Source organism: Robertkochia aurantiaca (genome assembly GCF_020166495.1).
GTDB classification, from domain to species: Bacteria; Bacteroidota; Bacteroidia; order Flavobacteriales; family Flavobacteriaceae; genus Robertkochia; species Robertkochia aurantiaca.
In genome coordinates this window covers 210847-231169 of record NZ_JAINZS010000004.1, presented here as the reverse complement: position 1 = coordinate 231169, position 20323 = coordinate 210847, and the positions used below count along the sequence as shown (strand labels likewise).

The following is a 20323-nucleotide window of genomic DNA, read 5'->3' as shown; positions in this document are numbered from 1 at the left end:
TTTTACCGTACTCATCTTTTGATTAATTGTCTAAAATGCTCATTTACAGTGATTTATTTGGTAATTTTATGATACAAACACCTAAAAACCAATAAATTATGAAAAAGCTCATATGGCTGGGACTTTGTTTTCTCTTTTTTGTGCCGCTGGGAGCCCAGGAATACAGCGGTGTAGATGGGGGTGAAATGAAAGCGCCCGAATTCACCCTCAAAGACCTTGACGGGAATGAAATTTCCCTGAGTGATTTTCGCGGCAATTACGTGGTAATTCATATCGCTACTACCTGGTGTCCCTTTTGTAATGCGGAGGCGCCTCATCTCGAGCAACTTTACCGCGAGTACCATGACAAAGGGGTTCAGGTTTTGCTCATCGATGTGAAAGAATCGCGCGAATTGGTCAGATCGAACATGAAAGAAAAGTATAATTTGTCTTTTCCCGTACTTATTGATTGCGATGGGAAGGTGGCAGCCCGATTCGCTCCTCCCGGAGTATTGCCGGACCTTGCCCGGGATGAGGTGATGCTTGCCTCCAACATTCTGGTCGACAGGGAAGGAATGATTAAGTATATGTCGTTGCTTGATTCGAGAAATTTTGATGCCAGGCTGGTAACACTTCGTTTAAAGCTTGATGAGCATCTTGCGAGTAATTAGATGAAAAATCTGATTTTATGGGTGAGTTTGCTGTTTTCTTTGGAGGCAGCGGGGCAATGGGTTCAGTTCTGTGGAAGTGAGCTTAGCAGAATAGGAGATACCCTGGTACTTACCCTGCAATTTGATATCACAGATGGATTTCATATTCAGGCTGCCGGAATGGGTGAAGAAAATGTCATGGAAACCGAGTTGCATCTGGAACTCCCCAACTCTGTGCGACTTGAAGAACTGGAATTCCCGGAACCGCACCGCATACTCCTGCAGGGAAGTACCGATTCCTTGCAGGTTTATTCGGGCAAAGCGATCTTTAAAGCCATTTTGATCAGTTCACAGCAAGAAGGCGTTAAGCTGATTCCCGGACAACTTTTTTATCAGGCCTGTGATGAAAAAAAGTGTTTTTACCCGAGAACCCTTGAATTCGGGGTGAAGGTCGATCTCAGGTAAGTTTCCTGGGTATTTCACCGATTTTGAGTTCCATAATGGGAAGACTTCTCCCTGGGATGGATGAAGGAACTGATCCCACGGTTTTAAAACCGAACTTATGGTAAAAGCTCTCTGCGTGGGGGTCTGCTTCAAGATATATTTTCGAGGCAGAAGATTCAGAGATCCGCTGCAAAAAATGAGTCAGCATTTCCTTGCCATACCCCTGGTTGATACATCGTGGATCGATGAAGAAATTTTCCAGCTTGATACCGGTGTCTGTAGTGCAATAGGTGTAATAGCCCACCAGCATGCGTGCCGATAGGAGGCGGTAACCAACATGGGTAATCAGGTGTTCCCGGGTAATGGTAAGTGCTGCATTCCACGATTGCATTTCTTTTTTGGTATAACCCCAGGAGGCCTTTGATGCTTTGGTGAGCCTGCTGAGTTCGGGTGCATGCCAGAGCTGTATTTTTTCAAAGATCACTTGCTTAACTCTTCAAGAAGTTCTGCCGTATTCAGGGGATGAGTGTACATGGTGATACCTCCTTTCTCATCGGTCGGCCAATGAGAGCGGGGTCGGTCCCAGTAGAGTTCCACACCGTTGCGGTCGGGATCATTGAGATAAATAGCCTCAGAAACCCCGTGGTCTGCAGTGCCGGTGACAGGGTAATTCCTGTCGAGCAGCCGTTTGTAGGCAATAGCGAGATCCTTTCGTTCAGGATAACAGATGGCAGTGTGAAAAAGACCGGTGCTGTTTGCGGGTGGCGGACTGCCGTCTTTACTGTACCAGACGTTCAGGCCAATATGGTGATGATAGTCACCTGCGCTGATAAAGGCCGCCTCCCGGCCATAGGTAGTGATGAGTTCGAAGCCCAGCATTCCGCAATAGAATTCGAGCGACCTCTCAAGATCAGAAACCTTCAGGTGTACGTGACCGATGCGGGTGGCCGCAGGGATACGATATGGATCTTTCTCAGACATATTCAGCGTATCCCTAAAGGTAATTAAATAAGCGAAACGGCACCAGTGGTGGTCGGTGGTTGAGTTATACGGCTACAGGAGCTTTTATATGAGGATGCGGATCGTAATTCTCCAGGGAGAAATCTTCAAATGTAAACCCGAATATATCTTTCACCTCAGGATTGAGTTTCATCTGCGGAAGGAGTCTTGGTTCCCGTGATAGCTGCTGTTGCACTTGTTCCAGGTGGTTATTATAGATGTGAGCGTCACCGAAGGTGTGCACAAAATCTCCTGGCTGATACCCGCAAACCTGCGCCATCATCATGGTAAGCAGGGCATAGGAGGCAATATTGAACGGCACCCCTAAAAATATATCTGCACTTCGCTGATAGAGCTGGCAGGATAGTTTACCATCTGCCACATAGAATTGGAAAAAAGCATGACACGGTGGAAGTGCTGCCTTGTTTTCGGCTACGTTTTCACTAAACGATTTACTGGTGTCTGGCAGTACCCCCGGGTTCCAGGCAGTTACCAGCATCCGGCGACTGTCGGGGTTGGTTTTAAGGGTGTGGATCACTTCCTTGATCTGGTCGATCTCCTGGTCGTTCCAGTTTCTCCACTGGCGGCCGTACACCGGACCGAGGTCTCCGTTTTCATCAGCCCATTCATTCCAGATACGAACTCCGTTCTCCTGCAGGTACTTGATGTTGGTGTCGCCTTTGAGAAACCATAGTAACTCATGTATGATCGATTTGAGATGCAGTTTTTTGGTGGTGACCAGCGGAAAGCCCTCGCTCAGGTCAAAACGCATTTGGTACCCAAAAACACTCAGCGTTCCTGTGCCGGTGCGATCTGATTTTTCGTGGCCGTTTTCCAATACATGCTTCAGAAGGTCGTGATATTGCTTCATATGAATACGGGCTTTTTAGAGATTAGCCTTGTGGCTAAAAATATAAAATATGCTTTGCCGGGATCGGTTTGAGATTGATTTTTTATCAATAGGTTATTAACGGCTTATCCGATGATCATTCCTGCTATGGTGGCAGATAGCAGTGAAGCCAGTGAGCCTCCGATCACTGCCTTCATTCCGAATTCAGAAAGGGTTTTACGTTGACCCGGTGCCAGTGAACCGATTCCGCCGATCTGAATACCTATGGAAGCGAAATTGGCAAATCCGCATAGCATATAGGTGGCCATGATGACCGACTTGTTATAGGTGAAATGCGTGCTGCTGCTGATGTTTTTCAGATCGGCCAGCTGTACGTATCCAACGAACTCAGAGGCGGCCAGTTTGATACCCAGTAACTGCCCCATCAACATGATGTCTTCTCTGGCTACCCCGATCAGCCACATCAGGGGAGCGAAAACAGTTCCCAGTACCGACTCCAGCGAGAACTGGGTGTACGGAGTATTCGCAGCCAGCCAGTTGTTAAGGTTTGTAAATCCTCCTACCCATCCCAGGAAATAATTGATCATGGCGATAAATGCGATAAAAACCAGCAGCATAGCTCCTACATTAGCAGCCAGTCTGAGGCCTTCGGTTGTTCCGTTGGCGATTGCATCCAGTATGTTGGAACCGATACGGTCGGAGGAGACTTCGACATTGGTATTCACAGACTCCTGTTGCGGATACAGCATTTTTGAAACGACGATCGCTCCGGGAGCAGCCATAACAGATGCAGCCAGCAAATGCTTGGCGAATTGAAGGCGCAGCTCAGGATCGTCACCCCCTAAAAATCCGATATAGGCAGCCAGAACACCACCGGCAACGGTAGCCATTCCGCCTACCATGACCAAAAGAATCTCAGAACGGGTCATTCTTTCAAGGTAAGCCTTGATCATAAGCGGTGCTTCGGTCTGACCCAGAAAGATGTTTCCGGCTACAGAAAGACTCTCTGCTCCTGATATCCCAAGCAGGCTGCTCAGGAACCAGGCAAGTCCGCTGACGATTCGCTGAATCACCCCCAGGTAGAAAAGCACTGAGGTCAGGGCTGAAAAGAATATAATGGTGGGTAATACCTGGAAAAGAAAGATAAAGCCATAGGTCTCCACATTCATCATACCCCCAAGCAGAAATTCGCTCCCGGCAGCGGTAAAATCCAGTATGAGTACAAAAATGCCTCCGACCCATTCAAATGATTTTTGAATGAAGGGCACCAAAAGAACCCCCACGGCAAGCAGAAGCTGCAGGCTGAGGCCGACACCTACTGTTTTCCAGTTGATCGCCTTCCGGTTACTGCTGAACAACCATGCGATTAGCAGTAATACAAACATTCCGAGGGCGCCTCTGAGAATGCTCGAGAGGGATATCCCCTCACTGGGAATGATCTCCTGGTATTCCTGCTGAGAGACCAGGGCTTGCTGTTGTCCCTTTACCGCTTTGAAATTAAATGTTTTTCCCCTGTCGGTAAGCACCAGGCTTGAATCGTTCAGCCGGTTTACCTTTAGTCTGAGAATACTGTCTTTCTCACTGTTGAAGAACAGGATCAGGTTGTTGCTCTGGAAGATGTATTGTCCTTCGCTGATACGGGTGCTGTCTCGGTTGAAAATGTCGAAATCACCATTTTCGAAATTGAGATAGGAAAGAGAGGTTTCTGACGGGTCTTCGATCTGCCATTTTTTGTCAAGTTGCTGTGAAAAGCCAAAACCTAACCCAGACAGGAAGATGATAAGTATTACAAATTTTCTCAAGTTGATCCGAATTTCTTGATAAATATGCCGCTTTATGGCGATAAAGGGCAAAAGTACATAATTAGAGTGATTCAGACGGCCTGTAAATGTCAGAGATACAGCTTAATTCTCTTCGCGCTTGGAAATCTCGTCTCTGATTTTGGCTGCTTTCTCGTAATCTTCACTGGCGACAGCTCCGTCGAGCATGGTGTACAGCTCCTGAAGAGAATACGATTTGTAGCTTTCCTTGGGTCCTGATGGTTTGTCTTCGCCGCCAAGAACTTCATCAACGATGATACTTTCCTCGGTCTCCTCCTTTTCCTTGGGAGAAACCTTCAGGTAAATTCCGGCTTTGTCAAGAATGTTCTTATAAGTGAAAATAGGGGCGTTGAACCGCAGGGCCAGAGCGATGGCATCACTGGTTCGGGCATCGATGATCTCTTCGATCTTATCCCGCTCACAAATGATGCTGGAATAGAATACTCCGTCTACCAATTTATGTATAATGACCTGTTTGACAACGATCTCGAACCGGTCTGCAAAGTTCTTGAACAGGTCGTGGGTAAGCGGTCTGGGAGGTTTGATCTCCTTTTCCAGGGCAATGGCGATAGATTGTGCTTCAAAGGCACCGATTACGATCGGTAATTTTCTTTCGCCTTCCACCTCATTCAAAATCAGGGCATATGCCCCGTTTTGTGTCTGACTGTAAGAGATTCCTTTTATGTTCAGTTTTACTAAGCTCATATGCCAAAAATAACAAAGGCTGTCTAAATAATGGGATATTTTGCCAATATTCAGACAGCCCCCGCAGGGCACAATTTAACAAAAATTATGCGTTATTCGCTTTAAATTCCTTCAATTTTTCGGTGAGCTCAGGCACGATCTCAAAGGCGTCTCCAACCACTCCGTAGTCGGCTGCCTTGAAGAAAGGAGCCTCCGGATCATTATTGATCACTACTTTTACTTTGGAGGAATTGATACCGGCCAGGTGCTGAATGGCTCCTGAGATTCCGATAGCGATATACAGGTTGGAAGCGACCGGTTTTCCGGTTTGTCCAACGTGCTCGCTGTGCGGTCTCCAGCCCAGGTCTGATACCGGCTTGGAACATGCCGTGGCAGCTCCCAGCGTTTCGGCCAGGTTTTCCACCAGGTGCCAGTTTTCGGGACCTTTAAGCCCGCGACCTCCTGATACCACGATCTCTGCATCGGCTATGGTTACCTTTCCGGTTACCTTATCGACTTCTGTGACTTCAACGCCGAATTGTTCATCTCCAAGGGTAACGGCAAAGCTTTCCAGCTGAACATCTTTTTCATTTTCTGTGATGCCGTAGGCGTTTTTAGATACCCCGATCACTTTGTTTTCGGTCGTGATGGCGGTATGATTAAACGCTTTATTGGTGAACACCGTACGCTTTACGGTAAGGGTATCGTCATTTTCAGGAAGGGCTACCACGTTTGGTGCATACCCGGCAGACCTTTTAACCGCTAAAACCGGCGCCATGTATTTAGCATTGGCACTGGAGCTTACGATGATGAAGGTGCTTCCTTCTTTTTCTGCAGCCTGAGAGAGCACTTCTGCGTACCCTTTCGCGCTGAACTTCTCCAGCTTTTCGTCGTTTACGGTAAGTACTTTGTCAACCCCGTATTTGCCCAGCTCTTCTGCACCTTCGGCATTTACAGCCACAGCGGTCACAGTAGTGCCCAGCATGTCGGCAAGCCCACGTGCATAGGAAGCGGTTTCAAAGGCGGGTTTTTTGAATTTACCGTTTTCGTTTTCAGTATATACTAGAACAGACATAGATTTCTTTGTTTTATGAATTGATAAAAGCTAAATGCTGAAAAGGTGTTATATCACCTTTGCCTCGTTGTGAAGCAGGTCGATCAGCTTATCCAGGTTATCCGGTGACACAAGAGTCACTTCTCCTTTCGGAGCCGGCTTTTCGAATTTCTTCGATTCAGTGGCAGCTTCCGCCTCCACGGGCTCCATAACGGTGAGTTGTTTTTTACGAGCCATCATGATACCGCGCATGTTCGGGATCTTCAGGTCGCTCTCTTCAACCAGTCCTTTTTGTCCTCCGATTACCAAAGGAAGTGAAGCTTTAAGGGTTTCCTTTCCGCCGTCGATCTCTCTTACCGCCGTAGCCTGATCGCCTTCTACTTCCAGGCTTATACAGGTGTTTACGAAGTTGGCGTCGATCATGGTGGCCAGCATACCCGGTACCATTCCTCCGTTATAATCGATAGATTCTCTTCCTGCTATGATCAGATCATATGAGCCTTCTTTGGCAACACGCGCCAGCTGCCGGGCCACAAACATTCCGTCGGTGGGTTTGGCATCTACCCTGATCGCTTCATCGGCACCGATGGCCAGAGCCTTTCTCAGGGTGGGCTCGGTGTCAGCCTCTCCTACATTTACTACGGTAACCGTAGCTCCTTGCTTTTCTTTAAACCACATAGCCCGGGTCAAGCCGAATTCATCGTTTGGATTGATCACGAACTGCACACCATTAGTATCAAACTTCGAATTGTCATCGGTGAAGTTGATTTTCGATGTGGTGTCGGGAACATGGCTAATACACACTAGTATTTTCATATTTTCAGCTATTTTTTATGATAGTCAATTAAGCGCTACGAATATACTGATAAATTCTCAAATATACTATGCATGCATAATATATTTTTGTCCGGATATGGCTGATAAAGTTCTTTTAGAATTACTATTTTTGTTAATCTTTTTTAAACAGCATTTTAAAAATAATCAACGATAGTATAAATGAGAACAATTCAGTTTAGAGAGGCGGTGCGTGAGGCCATGAGCGAGGAGATGCGTCGCGACGAGTCCGTTTATCTCATGGGTGAGGAAGTGGCAGAGTACAATGGTGCCTACAAGGCTTCTAAAGGAATGTTAGATGAATTCGGGCCTGAAAGAGTACTTGATACCCCGATCTCTGAATTAGGTTTTGCCGGAATCGGTGTGGGTTCAGCCATGAATGGGAACCGGCCCATTATCGAATTCATGACGTTTAACTTCTCTCTGGTAGGTATCGATCAGATCATTAACAACGCCGCAAAAATGCGGCAGATGAGTGGTGGTCAATTCAATATTCCTATTGTTTTTCGCGGACCTACTGCCTCAGCAGGTCAGCTCGCAGCCACCCACTCCCAGGCATTTGAGAGCTGGTTTGCCAACACACCCGGTCTTAAAGTAGTGGTGCCATCGAATCCTTATGATGCGAAAGGCTTATTAAAATCGGCCATTCGTGACGATGACCCGGTGATCTTTATGGAGTCAGAGCAAATGTATGGTGATAAGGGCGAGGTTCCTGAAGAAGAATACACCATTCCACTTGGAGTTGCCGATATAAAAAGAGAAGGAACCGATGTGACCATAGTTTCCTTCGGAAAGATCATTAAAGAAGCTTACAAGGCTGCCGAAGATCTTGAAAAGGAAAATATCAGTTGCGAGATTATCGATCTGCGTACGGTAAGGCCTATGGATCACGAAGCCATTATCAAGTCTGTGAAAAAGACCAATCGCCTGGTGATACTCGAAGAAGCATGGCCTTTCGGAAATGTGGCTACCGAGATCACTTACCAGGTTCAGGTTCAGGCATTCGATTATCTCGATGCTCCGGTTATAAAACTGAATACCGCAGATACCCCTGCGCCTTATTCTCCGGTCTTGCTCGAAGAGTGGTTACCCAACGCTGAAGATGTAAAGAAAGCGGTACATAAAGTGCTGTATAAATAAATTGTAAATAAATACGTTATCTGAACTTCACTGGCTATATTCGTGGCTGGTGAAGTTTTTTGATTTATGAAGAACCTGCTTCTGCTACTGGCTTTCCTGACTTCATTCTGCTTATGGTCTCAAACCAAGGTGGGGGGTATTGTGGTAGATCAAAACGATGTTCCCATCGCCTTTGCCAACGTGCTTTTTAAAAATTCGACCGAGGGAACGATCACTAATGACGACGGAAGGTTTTACCTCGAATCTGAGAAGAGTTATGATACCCTGCAGGTGTCCCTGCTTGGATATTCACCACAGGAGATCGTTCTTGAAAAAAGGGTGACCTATAATATGAATATCGTTCTGAGCGAAGGCGAAGAGCTTGAAGAAGTGGTGTTATATGTCGGAAAGCAGCCCAAAAAGAACAACCCGGCCATCGATATACTCAGAAAGATATGGGAAAAAAAGCGCGTCAATGGGGTGAATATGTTCAAGCAGTACCAGTACGATAAGTACGAGAAGGTAGAGTTTGATCTGAATACCATAGACAGCGCTATGATGAACAGCATGATCTTTAAGGGCATGGAGTTTATCTTCGAGCGTGTCGATACTTCCCGTGTCACAGGAAAAACCTACCTGCCCATCTTTATCAATGAGGCGGCTTACCAGGTGTATGGTGACAATGAATTGGATAAGAAAAAGGAGATCATGATCGGGAATCAGAACTCCGGGTTCAGTACCAATCAGAGTATCATCGCATTTATAAGAGATCTTTACGCTGAATACGATATCTATAATAATTACCTCAAATTCTTTGATAAGAGTTTTGTGAGTCCGCTTTCCCGCACGGGTATCGACACCTATAACTATGTGCTGAACGATAGCGCGTACATAGGTGATAAGTGGTGCTATAACATCATCTACTACCCAAGGCGGAAGAATGAGCTGACCTTTAAGGGTGATTTCTGGGTGAACGATACCACATTTGCGATCAAGGAGATCAACATGCAGGTGACCAAGAGTGCGAATATCAACTGGGTCAAAGAGATCTATATCGAACAGGAGTTCGATGTGCTTAACGATTCGGTATTTGTGCTGAAGAGAGATTATATGCTCAGTGATTTTGCCCTGCGGAAGAAAGAAGAATCCAAAGGTCTCTACGGAAAACGCACGACCATTTACAGTGATTATGTGTTCGATGAGGAAAAACCGGCCAGTTTTTATAATAAGGGAATAGATGTGTACAATGAACTGGTATATCAGCGGGATGAAAACTTCTGGGAAGAGAACCGTCTGGAGAGTCTGAGTGAAGATGAAAAAGGTATCTACCAGATGCTCGATACTCTCAAGCAGGTTCCGAAATTCAAACGACTTTATGATATTGGTGCTATTCTGACCTCGGGATATATCGAACTTGACCGATGGAATCTGGACTATGGACCTATTTATTCGACTTTTGGCTTTAATGAAGCTGAAGGAGTACGGGTTCGCTTTGGCGGGAGAACTTATTTTGGCCCTAATGACCCTTGGCGGGTGGAAGCCTACGGAGCCTATGGTTTTAAAGATAAAAGGTTTAAATACGGAGTGCTGGGTAAGATCCTGCTCGATAAGACCAGGAGGCTGGTGGTTTCGGCGGGAAATCGCAGGGATATTGAACAGCTGGGGGCCAGTCTCACCTCTACCAGTGATGTGCTGGGAAGGAGCTTTGCCTCTTCCTCGATTTTTACGGCCGGGGCCAATAATACCCTGACAGATATCAACCTGACCACAGCTTCCATTTCTTATGACTTTGCCCGGAATCTAAATTTCAAATGGGGCGCGAATTACCGTACCCTTCGTTCGGCGCTGCCCGATGACTTTAACCTTGATTACGTAGACCCTGATGCTCCGGGAGGCATTTCTGACCAGGTTAAACAGCTTGAGTTCGAAATGAACCTGGCGTATACCCCGGGGCGCAGAACCACCGGTTACGGGGTGGAACGCTACGATGTGAACGACGAATATCCGAGAATCATTTTCAGGTATGCAGCCAGCTATAAGAATCTGCTGGAAAGTGATTTCGATTATAAAAAATTACAGTTTTATTACCGTCAGCCCTTGCAGCTTGGCGGACTGGGGCGATCGATCACCACATTTGAGGCCGGAAAGATCTTTGGTACCGTACCGCTGAGTCTTCTGAGTCCGATACCCGGAAACCAGACCTATTTCACAATATTTAATACCTATCCGAACCTGAACTTCTACGAGTTCGTTACCGACACCTATGTGTCCGGACAGATCGAACATAATTTCAACGGGAGGCTCTTCTCACGCATCCCTTGGATCAGGAACCTTGACCTGAGGGAAATCGTAGGTTTCCGAACGGTCTGGGGGGAGATTTCACAGGAGAATATCGATCTGAATGCCCCGGGGGGAAGAGTGCTCAGGGCTCCGACAGATCAGCTTTACTACGAATACTCGTTCGGGATCGGGAATATTTTCCGACTGGCCCGAATAGATTTTAACTTCCGGGGTAATTATCTTGACCTTCCCGATGCTCGTCCGTTCTCAATCACGGGTGCTTTTGAATTTTCATTTTAACTATTTGATAATCTGCCACTTGCTTTATTTGGAGTACTTTTGTGGTATTGTTGTTTAAATGGAAGGGAAATGCTAATTTTGCAGCCTTTAAAAAATTGAGATAAAATGAGTTCAGAGAACATTACTTCTTTTGATGTGTTGATTGAGATCCCTAAAGGGAGCCGTAATAAATATGAATACGATTTCGAGCTGAAAAAAATTCGTTATGACCGAATGATCTTTTCCTCGATGATGTACCCTGCAGACTACGGTTTTATTCCGGAGACCCTTGCATTAGACGGAGACCCTCTTGATGTGCTGGTACTGGTAACAGAACCTACCTTTCCGGGTTGTGTGATGGAGGTGAAGCCAATCGGGGTGTTCCATATGGAAGATGAAAAAGGTCCCGATGAGAAAGTGATTTGCGTACCTGTTTCAGATCCTATCTGGAATAAGGTCAATGACCTTAATGAGTTGAACCCGCACCTGATCATGGAGATAGAGCATTTCTTCCAGGTCTATAAAGACCTTGAGAAAAAGAAAGTCGCTATCGGTGGCTGGGGTGATCTTAAGGAAGCTAAAGACATTATCGTGAAGTGTATTCAGCGCTTTAAAGACAGTGATGTTCCGGCAAACGAAGTAAGTATCAAATAAGATACAGATTATCATATTTTCCGAATTTTAACAGAAGCAATAACCACTCGGTTATTGCTTTTTTTATTGTTGCTGTTTTCTTACTTTTACCCGGATTTTCTTAAACAATCAACAATTTTATGGAAACTAATATTATCTACTTGCCCGTAGTCTTAGCCATTCTTGGCCTTTTTTTTATGGGTGTAAAGGCCGTTTGGGTTCGCAAGCAGGCTGCAGGGGATGACCGTATGCAGTCGATTTCAAAAAGTATTAAAGAAGGGGCGCTGGCTTTCCTGAATGCGGAGTACCGGTTGCTGCTCATTTTCGTAGTGATTGCATCACTGGCACTGTTTGGTATTTCGACCGTGGTTGAGACCACCAGCTGGATGATCGTTCCGGCATTTGTGTTCGGGGCGGTGTTCTCGGCACTGGCAGGTAATATTGGTATGCGAATAGCTACCGAAGCTAACGCAAGAACTGCAGAAGCGGCTAAAACCAGTCTGCCACAGGCATTGAAAGTGTCTTTTGGCGGAGGTACCGTAATGGGGCTCGGGGTAGCTGGACTGGCCGTGCTGGGGCTTAGTTTGTTCTTTATGTTTTTTGTTGCTCAGTTCGTAGGGCAGGGTGGTTCTTTCTATGAAGAGATGACTGTTGTGCTTGAGGCATTGGCAGGTTTTTCGCTAGGAGCAGAATCGATTGCACTCTTTGCTCGTGTAGGGGGAGGTATCTATACCAAAGCTGCCGACGTGGGTGCTGACCTGGTCGGAAAGGTAGAGGCAGGAATTCCTGAAGATGATCCGAGAAACCCCGCTACCATTGCCGATAACGTTGGTGATAATGTTGGAGATGTGGCCGGTATGGGAGCAGATCTCTTCGGATCTTATGTGGCAACCGTTCTTGCTGCCATGGTGTTAGGAAACTACGTGATACGGGATATGAGTATCGACGGGCCGTTTACCGATCCGTTCAACAATATGGGGCCGGTGATTCTTCCGCTGGTGATTGCCGGAGTCGGAATACTGGCTTCGATCATCGGAACCTTCCTGGTAAAGATAAAAGATAACGATGCTAAAGAACCGCATGTTCAGCGCGCTCTTGATACCGGTAACTGGGTGGCCATAGGGTTTACACTTATTGCGATCTGGTTCCTTGTTGACTGGATGCTGCCGGAAACGCTTCAGATGAACTTTTTCGGAGAAGGCTCAAAAGCGATTCCTTCAAGACATGTATACTATGCAACACTGATCGGTCTTGCCGTGGGAGCTTTGATCTCGTATGTGACGGCTTATTATACCAGTTTGGGTAAAAAACCGGTACTCGATATCGTTCAAAACAGTTCAACCGGAGCAGCTACCAATATCATTGCCGGACTTGCAGTAGGTATGAAATCGACCTTTTGGTCAGTATTGCTCTTTGCAGCGGCCATTTACGGATCGTATGCCCTGGCAGGTTTTTACGGGGTGGCTCTGGCTGCTTCGGCCATGATGGCTACCACTGCCATGCAATTGGCAATCGATGCCTTTGGTCCGATTGCTGATAATGCAGGAGGTGTTGCAGAGATGAGTGAACTGCCTAAGGAAGTTCGCGAAAGAACAGATATACTCGATTCAGTAGGGAATACTACTGCTGCTGTCGGGAAAGGTTTTGCCATCGCCTCAGCGGCACTTACGGCGCTTGCATTGTTTGCTGCCTATGTGACCTTTACAGGAATTGAAGGGATCAATATTTTTAAGGCAGATGTTTTGGCAGCACTGTTCGTCGGAGGAATGATTCCGGTTGTGTTCTCGGCTCTTGCCATGAAATCGGTGGGTAAAGCCGCAATGGAAATGGTGCAGGAAGTGCGCCGACAGTTCAGGGAAATACCCGGTATTATGGAAGGAAAGGCTACCCCGGAGTATGGAAAGTGTGTTGAGATCTCCACCAAGGCTGCCTTGAAAGAAATGTTGGTACCCGGACTGATCACTATCATCACTCCGATATTGATGGGGCTGATCTTTGGTGCTGAACCTCTCGGAGGGTATATGGCCGGAGTCTGTGTATCGGGTGTGATGTGGGCTATTTTCCAGAACAATGCCGGTGGTGCATGGGACAATGCCAAGAAGTCTTTCGAAGCAGGTGTCGAGATTAACGGAGTGATGACCTATAAGGGGTCTGATGCACATAAAGCTGCGGTGACCGGAGATACAGTGGGAGATCCTTTCAAGGATACCTCAGGGCCATCGATGAACATTCTGATCAAGCTTACCTGTCTGGTAGGTTTGGTGATCGCACCGATACTCGGTGGTCATGGTGCTGAAGAAAGTATGATGGCTGCTGACCAGGAGATCAAAAAGGAGATCATGGTTGAGATTAAAGCTGAAACCGAAGGAGAAAAAACCACAGCGGTGATCAAAACGGTCAGAACCGAAAACGGAGAAACCATCACCGATGAGAAGACTCTCGAAGGAACCGAGGCAGAAATAAAAGCTGAGGTTGAAAAAATGAAGGAATAAGAATATTTTACTCCTGATATAAAAAGCGATGCCGAAAGGTGTCGCTTTTTTTTTGGTGATGGGGGTATGGAGGTATGAAGGTATGAAGGTATGGAGTGATGGGGGTATGGGGTGAGGCGTTGTATGGGGAATTAATTCTATCTTCTTACCAAAACATTTTCACCTTTTGACCTCCCCCATTATCTGATTGATCGGGAAGATAATTGCGGAAGGATTGTATTAGAGAATGGTGAATGGTGAATGGTGAATGGTGCATGGGGTCCTTTCCTGAAAACTGTATCACCGCATCACCGTTTAACCGCATAACTGCATAACCGTATCACCGCATAACCGTTTAACCTCTAAAACAACCCGTGCAATTCAGCGTCGATCTTATTGATCACCTCTCCGAGGTCTTCCTGTGAATCCACAAAATTGTAGCGGTCTACATCAACGATCAGCAGTTTGCCGCGATCATACTCGTGAATAAAGGCTTCGTAGCGCTCATTCAAGCGGCTTAGATAATCGATGGAAATAGAATTTTCATAGTCCCTCCCTCGTTTATGTATCTGGTTGACCAGGTTGGGAATTGAACTGCGCAGATAGATCAGAAGATCCGGAGATTGTACCAGCTCTTCCATCATATTGAACAGGGAGATGTAGTTTTGAAAATCCCGGTTCGTCATCAGGCCCATTGCGTGAAGGTTGGGCGCGAAAATAAAAGCATCTTCATAGATGGTCCGGTCCTGTATGATGTTCTTGCCGCTTTGCCTGATCTGCAGTATCTGTTTGAAACGGGTGTTCAGGAAGTAGATCTGCAGGTTAAAGCTCCAGCGTTCCATCTGGTTGTAGAAGTCATCGAGATACGGATTGTCTACCACATCTTCGAAATGAGGCTCCCATGAAAAGTGTTTGGCCAGTAAACGTGTGAGCGTAGTCTTTCCTGCACCTATGTTACCTGCAATAGCGACATGCATCGATAAGAAATTTTAGTTAGTAAATTATTAGCTAGGGGAAGATAAATATACAAGATATCGGCAGCTTCAGAAACACTTTTTAAGTTAAAATGGTCTGGCAGCACCTTATTTTATAGATCGGCTGAAAGACGGCAATAATTCCCCGGTAGCTGTTTTTCATTTTACCAGATTTATGTACATTTGCAATCGAAATTTGAGGACAGATTTGACTGATTGCCACCTCGTAAAAAAAGCGCTAAAGCAGTGAAAACTTCTTTAGACGGGTCTCGTCAATCGCCTCCACGAATATAGCAAAGAACGTTTATGGCATATTTATTTACCTCCGAATCGGTGAGTGAAGGACACCCCGATAAAATTGCTGATCAGATCAGTGATGCGTTGTTGGATCATTTTCTGGCATTCGACCCCGAAAGTAAGGTAGCCTGTGAATCTCTCGTAACCACCGGACAGGTCGTTCTGGCCGGAGAGGTCAAGAGCGATACCTATCTGGATGTACAGTCAATAGCCAGAGAGGTGATCAACAATATCGGGTATACCAAGGGAGAATACCAGTTCAGCGGTGACTCCTGTGGCGTAATTTCTTTGATACATGAGCAATCTCAGGACATAAATCAGGGGGTTGACAGAGCGAATAAAGAAGAGCAGGGTGCCGGTGACCAGGGTATGATGTTTGGCTATGCTACCCGGGAAACCGAGAATTTCATGCCATTGGCTCTGGATATTTCTCATAAGATCCTGCAGGAACTGGCAGCACTTAGAAAGGAGGCTAAAGATATGCCCTACCTGAGGCCTGATGCCAAGGCCCAGGTGACCATCGAATATTCAGATGAGAATGTTCCGCAGCGTATCGATACTATCGTGATTTCTACCCAGCACGATCCTTTCGATAAAGATGATACCAGAATGCTGGAACAGATCAAAAAAGATATACACGATTTCCTCATTCCCAGGGTAAAGCTTCGTTTACCGGCATATGTTCAGGAACTCTTCAACGATGATATCACTTACCACATCAATCCTACCGGTAAATTCGTGATCGGTGGTCCGCACGGAGATGCCGGTCTGACCGGAAGAAAGATCATTGTTGATACCTACGGAGGGAAAGGAGCACACGGTGGTGGTGCCTTCTCAGGAAAAGATCCGAGCAAGGTAGACCGCAGTGCAGCCTATGCTGCCCGTCATATTGCCAAGAACCTGGTGGCTGCAGGAGTAGCCGATGAGATACTGGTGCAGTTAAGCTATGCAATCGGGGTGGTTGAACCTACATCCGTATACGTGAATACCTACGGCACTTCTAAGGTGGACCTGAGCGACGGAGCTATTTCACAGAAAGTGAAGCAGATCTTTGATCTGAGACCCTTTGCCATAGAATCCCGCCTGAAGCTCAGAAACCCAATCTATCTGGAATCTGCTGCTTATGGTCATATGGGGAAAGCGCCCCGTATGGTAAAGAAGGTTTTTGAGTCGCCATACAGCGGACGCGTAGAGAAAGAGGTCGAGCTATTTACCTGGGAGAAACTGGATTATGTAGACCAGGTGAAGGCTGCTTTCGATCTGAAATAAAAACTTAGAGAAAATAATTTGGATATTCAGATATTATTTCTGAATCTTTGATTTCCACGTTCAGGCACTTATTGAATTGTTATCAAGAAAGGTGTAGGGAATAGACCCGTTGAAGCCTTAGCAACCCTCTGTCTGCAGAGAAGGTGCTACATTCTACCCGTAAAGGGATAGATAACATGCCTGTCCATTTTTTTCAAAATGGCTATCAGCCTTTCTTTTTAACATTTTCAATTAACGACATCACTTTTTTCACAGTGTTGTCAACGCCTTTTTCGTGCTTGTAATTTGAATGTTAAAATGAAACTGAAAAGGCTGCATATACCTGATTTTACTACCCTGAGCGGGTACCGAACCGATATGGAACTTTCCTACCATACCTTCGGTCCCGAGCTCGGCAGTGCCCCGGTTGTACTGGTGAACCATGCCCTTACCGGGAACTCTGAAGTGGCAGGTAAAGATGGCTGGTGGAATACCCTCATAGGTCCCGGAAAGGCCATCGACACCCATACATACACCATTCTTGCTTTTAATATTCCCGGCAACGGTTATGACGGATTTTTGATCGAAGAGTACCAGGAATTCGTCGCCAGAGACATGGCGCGTATTTTTCTGTTGGGCCTGGAGTTGCTCAGGGTCGAAAAGCTGTATGCTATCATAGGAGGGTCACTGGGAGGCGGTATAGCCTGGGAAATGGCTGCGCTGGCTCCTGATATTACTTCACATCTTATCCCGGTAGCTACCGACTGGAAATCGACCGACTGGCTGATCGCTAACTGTCAGATCCAGGAGCGAATTCTCAACAATTCAAATGATCCGGTGCATGATGCCCGCATGCATGCCATGCTATGTTACCGGACCCCGGAATCTTTCAAGGAGCGTTTTCACCGTTCTACCAACGAAGAATTGCAGGTCTTTAACGTGGAGAGCTGGTTGCTGCATCACGGGAAGAAATTACAGGAACGCTTCCAGGTTTCGGCCTACAGGCTGATGAACCAGTTGCTGAAGACCATCGATATTACCCGGGGTACCGATCAGGCTTTCCAGGTGTTGGAGAACATCAGGGCCCATATTCACATCATTGGGGTGAATTCAGACCTTTTCTTTACGGCTGAAGAAAATCGTGAAACCTATAAGCAACTCGCCCGTTCAAGTGATAAGGTAGGATACGGCGAGATCGTTTCGGTTCACGGGCATGATGCCTTCCTGATAGAAACAGAACAACTAACCAAACTCATAGAAGAAATTTTTTCACCTGAATCTAAAAAACGCAAAATGATCGTACTGAAATTCGGAGGGCGTTCCCTCGCTAACGGACCGGGAATAGAGAATGCCATAAAAATTATACGCGATAAGGTCAACTCTGGGGAACGCCTGGCGGTGGTGGTCTCAGCCAGGAATACAGCTACCGATGAACTGCTGGAGATCCTGAACCGTGCTGCTTCAAAGCAGCCATACGAAGAGCTTTTTGGCAATTTCAAAAGCTACCAGCAACTCGTATGTCCCGATGCTGATCTCAGCGAGGTGTTCCATAAACTGCAAGAGCTCTTCGAAGGGGTGTTATTGCTGGGCGACTACAGCGATAAGGTAAAAGATGAAGTGTTGGCTCAGGGAGAGGTGCTTTCAGGGCTTATCGTGAGTAAACTGCTGCAGAATAGTGGGGTGAATGCTCATTTTACAGACACCAGAAAATTGATCAAGACCAGTGAAAAGTTCGGTGATGCCCAGCCTATCGATAAATTATCAAAAGAGAATATACTCAGACATTTCCGAACCTATAACGGTACTACCGTAAATGTTCTGACCGGCTTTATCGGTTCGAATGAAAAGAATGAAACCACCACCCTGGGTCGTAACGGAAGCAACTATACTGCCGCATTGCTGGCCAATTATCTCGATGCCGGAGAATTACAGAACTATACGCATGTTGACGGAATCTTTACCGCCAATCCGGAATTGGTGCCGGCGGCCAAACGTATCAGGGAGCTTTCCTTCAATGAAGCCAATGAGCTGGCTAATTTCGGGGCTACCATTCTGCATGCCAAGACCATTATTCCACTCCTGGAAAAAAATATCCCCCTGCGAATTCTCAATACCTTCAATCCCGATAATGAAGGTACGCTGATCAGCGCCGGATCTGATAAGAAGGGTATTAAATCCCTGTCTGTACTCGAAGATGTGGCCCTTATCAACCTGGAGGGGCGGGGGCTTTTAGGGAAAGCAGGTATAGATGCCCGTATTTTTAAAGCCCTGGGCAGAGAAGATATCAGCGTGAGTATCATCTCACAGGGTTCTTCTGAGCGGGGTATCGGTCTGGTTGTCAGTGCAGCAAGAGCCACCGATGCGGTAGTGGCACTGGAAAGAGAGTTCGAAAATGACTTTTATGCCCGTGATGTCAACCGCATTGCCGTAACCGATGAGGTTTCGGTGATCTCGATCATCGGTCAGGACCTCAGCGACTTTCATGAGCCTTACACTACCCTGATCAGGAATAAAGTAGTGCCGGTTCTGTTCAATAATACCGTTACAGGTAAAAATGTCAGCCTGGTCGTTCATAAGGCTGATCTTCACAAGGCACTGAACGTGATTCATGGTGAAATTTTCGGGGTTTCAAAATCGATCAACATTGCAGTTTTCGGTCACGGCACCGTGGGTGGAGCCCTGATAGATCAGATCCTGAGATCGGCAGATAATATTGAAAATCGCAAGCGCATCAGGCTTAATATTTTTGCGGTAGCCAATTCAAAAAAGGTGCTGCTGCAGGCGAACGGAGTAGATGAGAACTGGCGGGATGCTGTTTCCCGAAGCGAGCAGGAAAGCTCGGTTGAGTCGATCATCGATTTTGCCAGGCAAAACCATCTCGGTAACCTGATCGCAGTTGATAATACAGCCAGCAGAGAGTTTGTGACCTCCTACGAGACGCTGATTAAAGCAGGTTTCGATCTTGTGTCATCCAATAAGATCGCCAATACCATAGGCTTTGATGCTTATAAATCACTGCGCAGTACCCTCGAGGAAAACAAAAAGCGATACCTCTATGAAACCAATGTGGGTGCCGGCCTCCCTCTGATCGATACTATAAGACTGCTGCATCTTTCCGGGGAAAATATTACCCGTATCAGGGGGGTCTTCTCGGGCAGCCTGAGTTTTCTTTTTAACCGTTTTTCAAATGGCGATGAAGACTTTAGCTCGGTACTCTCCGAAGCGATCGATAAGGGGTACACTGAACCAGACCCAAGGGAAGATCTTTCCGGGGCTGATGTAGCCAGGAAATTGCTTATTCTGGCCAGAGAACTGGATCTGAGCAACGAGATGGGAGATGTGAACATACAAAACCTGGTGCCTGAAGAAGCCCGTGATTGGGCAAAAGAGCACTTTCTTGAAAACCTGCAGGTTTTTAATAAAACCTATGAGGAGCTTCGCGCCGGGCAGGAGCCGGGTCACGTGCTTAGATACGTGGGAGATCTTCACGGAGATTTACAGCAGGAAAAGGGAATACTCGAAGTGAAACTGGTAAGCGTACCTTCACAAAGCTCTCTCGGAGGGGTAACAGGTGCAGATTCGATTTTCGAGATCTATACCGAATCTTACGGAGAGCATCCCATAGTTATTAAAGGAGCAGGTGCAGGGGCAGAAGTAACCGCCCGCGGGGTGTTTGGCGATATCCTCAAACTCACTGAAAAGAATTAA

Annotated in this window: 16 protein-coding genes and 1 riboswitch; of the genes, 8 read left to right on the top strand and 8 right to left on the bottom strand. The window is 46.5% G+C overall.

Annotation, left to right across the window (positions count from 1 at the left end):
• Window positions 1-98: 98 nt before the first annotated feature.
• Window positions 99-650 carry a peroxiredoxin family protein gene (locus tag K7R10_RS06775; protein ID WP_224483927.1) on the top strand — a complete coding sequence of 184 codons (552 nt, stop codon included), beginning with the start codon at window positions 99-101 and terminating at the stop codon, window positions 648-650.
• Window positions 651-1094 (top strand): protein-disulfide reductase DsbD domain-containing protein, encoded by a 444-nt coding sequence (locus K7R10_RS06770; RefSeq protein ID WP_224483926.1) that lies wholly within the window; start codon window positions 651-653, stop codon window positions 1092-1094.
• Here the strand turns inward: K7R10_RS06770 and K7R10_RS15335 are convergent.
• The 7 genes from K7R10_RS15335 to K7R10_RS06735 form a co-directional block, all read right to left on the bottom strand.
• Window positions 1087-1557, bottom strand: coding sequence for a GNAT family N-acetyltransferase (locus K7R10_RS15335; protein WP_224483925.1), 471 nt, complete (start codon window positions 1555-1557; stop codon window positions 1087-1089). The genes K7R10_RS06770 and K7R10_RS15335 overlap by 8 nt on opposite strands.
• Window positions 1554-2054 carry a VOC family protein gene (locus tag K7R10_RS06760; protein WP_224483924.1) on the bottom strand — a complete coding sequence of 167 codons (501 nt, stop codon included), beginning with the start codon at window positions 2052-2054 and terminating at the stop codon, window positions 1554-1556. The genes K7R10_RS15335 and K7R10_RS06760 overlap by 4 nt, the downstream gene beginning before the upstream one ends.
• A gap of 64 nt (window positions 2055-2118) precedes the next feature.
• A complete protein-coding gene (locus K7R10_RS06755; protein WP_224483923.1) occupies window positions 2119-2943 on the bottom strand; it encodes a thymidylate synthase in 825 nt (274 codons plus the stop codon).
• Window positions 2944-3047: 104 nt separating this feature from the next.
• The gene (locus K7R10_RS06750; protein WP_224483922.1) at window positions 3048-4724 is read right to left on the bottom strand and encodes a NupC/NupG family nucleoside CNT transporter; all 1677 of its coding nucleotides are present in this window, start codon (window positions 4722-4724) and stop codon (window positions 3048-3050) included.
• Window positions 4725-4826: 102 nt separating this feature from the next.
• Complete coding sequence (locus K7R10_RS06745; protein WP_224483921.1) at window positions 4827-5447, bottom strand: bifunctional nuclease family protein; 621 nt, start codon at window positions 5445-5447, stop codon at window positions 4827-4829.
• An 85-nt stretch (window positions 5448-5532) separates the two neighbouring features.
• On the bottom strand, window positions 5533-6501 hold the full coding sequence (locus tag K7R10_RS06740) for an electron transfer flavoprotein subunit alpha/FixB family protein (RefSeq protein ID WP_224483920.1): 969 nt from the start codon (window positions 6499-6501) through the stop codon (window positions 5533-5535).
• A gap of 48 nt (window positions 6502-6549) precedes the next feature.
• Window positions 6550-7296 carry an electron transfer flavoprotein subunit beta/FixA family protein gene (locus K7R10_RS06735; RefSeq protein WP_224483919.1) on the bottom strand — a complete coding sequence of 249 codons (747 nt, stop codon included), beginning with the start codon at window positions 7294-7296 and terminating at the stop codon, window positions 6550-6552.
• Window positions 7297-7476: 180 nt separating this feature from the next.
• On the opposite strand from K7R10_RS06735, the gene K7R10_RS06730 reads away from it, so the two are divergent.
• From K7R10_RS06730 to K7R10_RS06715, 4 genes are all read left to right on the top strand, one after another.
• Window positions 7477-8454, top strand: a complete 978-nt coding sequence (locus K7R10_RS06730) for a pyruvate dehydrogenase complex E1 component subunit beta (protein ID WP_224483918.1) — start codon at window positions 7477-7479, stop codon at window positions 8452-8454.
• 66 nt (window positions 8455-8520) lie between these two features.
• The gene (locus K7R10_RS06725; RefSeq protein ID WP_224483917.1) at window positions 8521-11013 is read left to right on the top strand and encodes a DUF5686 family protein; all 2493 of its coding nucleotides are present in this window, start codon (window positions 8521-8523) and stop codon (window positions 11011-11013) included.
• A gap of 105 nt (window positions 11014-11118) precedes the next feature.
• On the top strand, window positions 11119-11646 hold the full coding sequence (locus K7R10_RS06720) for an inorganic diphosphatase (RefSeq protein ID WP_224483916.1): 528 nt from the start codon (window positions 11119-11121) through the stop codon (window positions 11644-11646).
• 119 nt (window positions 11647-11765) lie between these two features.
• Window positions 11766-14117 carry a sodium-translocating pyrophosphatase gene (locus K7R10_RS06715; RefSeq protein ID WP_224483915.1) on the top strand — a complete coding sequence of 784 codons (2352 nt, stop codon included), beginning with the start codon at window positions 11766-11768 and terminating at the stop codon, window positions 14115-14117.
• A 341-nt stretch (window positions 14118-14458) separates the two neighbouring features.
• Here K7R10_RS06715 and K7R10_RS06710 read toward each other — a convergent pair whose 3' ends face one another.
• On the bottom strand, window positions 14459-15073 hold the full coding sequence (locus K7R10_RS06710) for a deoxynucleoside kinase (protein ID WP_224483914.1): 615 nt from the start codon (window positions 15071-15073) through the stop codon (window positions 14459-14461).
• Window positions 15074-15376: 303 nt separating this feature from the next.
• Between K7R10_RS06710 and metK the strand changes: the two genes are divergently transcribed.
• Entirely contained in the window at window positions 15377-16636 is a 1260-nt protein-coding gene (gene metK, locus K7R10_RS06705; RefSeq protein WP_224483913.1) for a methionine adenosyltransferase, read from the top strand.
• A 76-nt stretch (window positions 16637-16712) separates the two neighbouring features.
• A riboswitch (SAM riboswitch) is annotated at window positions 16713-16814 on the top strand.
• 119 nt (window positions 16815-16933) lie between these two features.
• On the top strand, window positions 16934-20323 hold the full coding sequence (thrA, locus tag K7R10_RS06700) for a bifunctional aspartate kinase/homoserine dehydrogenase I (RefSeq protein ID WP_224483912.1): 3390 nt from the start codon (window positions 16934-16936) through the stop codon (window positions 20321-20323).

Bases quoted from the DNA above. Each gene is read 5' to 3' on its own strand.
- K7R10_RS06775 (WP_224483927.1), top strand. From the start codon at position 99: ATGAAAAAGCTCATATGGCTGGGACTTTGTTTTCTCTTTTTTGTGCCG.
- K7R10_RS06770 (WP_224483926.1), top strand. From the start codon at position 651: ATGAAAAATCTGATTTTATGGGTGAGTTTGCTGTTTTCTTTGGAGGCA.
- K7R10_RS06760 (WP_224483924.1), bottom strand. From the start codon at position 2,054: ATGTCTGAGAAAGATCCATATCGTATCCCTGCGGCCACCCGCATCGGT.
- K7R10_RS06755 (WP_224483923.1), bottom strand. From the start codon at position 2,943: ATGAAGCAATATCACGACCTTCTGAAGCATGTATTGGAAAACGGCCAC.
- K7R10_RS06745 (WP_224483921.1), bottom strand. From the start codon at position 5,447: ATGAGCTTAGTAAAACTGAACATAAAAGGAATCTCTTACAGTCAGACA.
- K7R10_RS06740 (WP_224483920.1), bottom strand. From the start codon at position 6,501: ATGTCTGTTCTAGTATATACTGAAAACGAAAACGGTAAATTCAAAAAA.
- K7R10_RS06735 (WP_224483919.1), bottom strand. From the start codon at position 7,296: ATGAAAATACTAGTGTGTATTAGCCATGTTCCCGACACCACATCGAAA.
- K7R10_RS06730 (WP_224483918.1), top strand. From the start codon at position 7,477: ATGAGAACAATTCAGTTTAGAGAGGCGGTGCGTGAGGCCATGAGCGAG.
- K7R10_RS06725 (WP_224483917.1), top strand. From the start codon at position 8,521: ATGAAGAACCTGCTTCTGCTACTGGCTTTCCTGACTTCATTCTGCTTA.
- K7R10_RS06720 (WP_224483916.1), top strand. From the start codon at position 11,119: ATGAGTTCAGAGAACATTACTTCTTTTGATGTGTTGATTGAGATCCCT.
- K7R10_RS06715 (WP_224483915.1), top strand. From the start codon at position 11,766: ATGGAAACTAATATTATCTACTTGCCCGTAGTCTTAGCCATTCTTGGC.
- K7R10_RS06710 (WP_224483914.1), bottom strand. From the start codon at position 15,073: ATGCATGTCGCTATTGCAGGTAACATAGGTGCAGGAAAGACTACGCTC.
- metK (WP_224483913.1), top strand. From the start codon at position 15,377: ATGGCATATTTATTTACCTCCGAATCGGTGAGTGAAGGACACCCCGAT.
- thrA (WP_224483912.1), top strand. From the start codon at position 16,934: ATGAAACTGAAAAGGCTGCATATACCTGATTTTACTACCCTGAGCGGG.